The organism is Mesorhizobium sp. LNHC229A00 (genome assembly GCF_000502415.1).
GTDB lineage: Bacteria > Pseudomonadota > Alphaproteobacteria > Rhizobiales > Rhizobiaceae > Mesorhizobium.
In genome coordinates this window covers 1-1,041 of the sequence record NZ_AYWQ01000100.1, presented here as the reverse complement: position 1 = coordinate 1,041, position 1,041 = coordinate 1, and the positions used below count along the sequence as shown (strand labels likewise).

At 56.5% G+C, this 1,041-nt stretch carries 1 protein-coding gene; it reads left to right on the top strand.

What is annotated here, in order from left to right; translation table 11 throughout:
• Positions 1-76 precede the first annotated feature (76 nt).
• Positions 77-964: an ABC transporter permease gene (locus X742_RS140410; RefSeq protein WP_023775621.1), complete on the top strand. Its 888-nt coding sequence runs from the start codon at positions 77-79 to the stop codon at positions 962-964.
• Positions 965-1,041: the final 77 nt, after the last annotated feature.

The window sequence follows — 1,041 nt, the reverse complement described above, 5'->3', positions numbered from 1 at the left end:
TATTACTTGCGGCCAGCCTCGCTCTCTACGCGCTTTATCGCCGCGTCGCGCCGCATTCGGGCATGTGAGGAGTATCATGAGCAATCGACAAGGCCGAAACGACCGCCACGACATGCCGATCACCCCGAGTGCATTTGAGGCTGTGCCGATCGTGGTGCACCAGCGCAAGATTGCCCTCGACCGCGTGATCTTGGGTGCGGCGGCGGTCTCAATCCTCCTTTTCCTGTCTCTGCCGATCCTTGTTGTCGTGCCAATGTCGTTCTCGAGCGCGAGCGCACTCCAATTTCCACCACCTGGATTATCGCTTCGCTGGTATGCAGCATTCTTCACGGATCCACGCTGGATCGACGATCTATGGACCTCGCTAGAAGTGGCGGTTGCTGCAAGCACTCTGGCGCTACTGCTTGGAGGCTCGGCCGCATACGGCCTGGTGCGTGGGAGGTTTGCCGGACGGCTGGTTATCGAGGCTAATTTCATCGTGCCGATCGTGATTCCATCCATCATCACCGCGCTGGCGCTATATCTTGTGTTCGCGCGTACCGGTCTGCTGGGAACCTTGCCGGCGCTTATCATCGGCCACATGGTCCTTGGGGTTCCGGTAGTAGTCCTCGTGATGACCGTCGCCTTCCGGAGTTTCGACGTCAGATTAGAGCAAGTGGCCTTCACCTTAGGGGCTTCTACGCGAGTTATGCTGTGGCGAGTCCTGCTTCCTAACGTTCTTCCCAGTATCGGAGCCGCCTGGATCTTCGCTTTTATCACCAGCTTCGACGAGGTCATCGTCACGACCTTCATCTCAGGAACCTATGAAACCGTTCCGAAGCGGATGTTTAATGAGCTGGCACTCCAGATCAATCCGACGATCACGGCCATCGCCTCTTTGCTTACCGGAATCAGTATTTTTCTGCTCGTGGTATCGGCCCTGCTGATGAGGTTCGGAGAGCGGGCTAAATCGGGATCTGACTAGCTCGAATCTAGAGGGATGGCTGAACCAGCGGACTTTATCCATGCATGGACGTGAATAGATCGGAAGAGCACACGTCT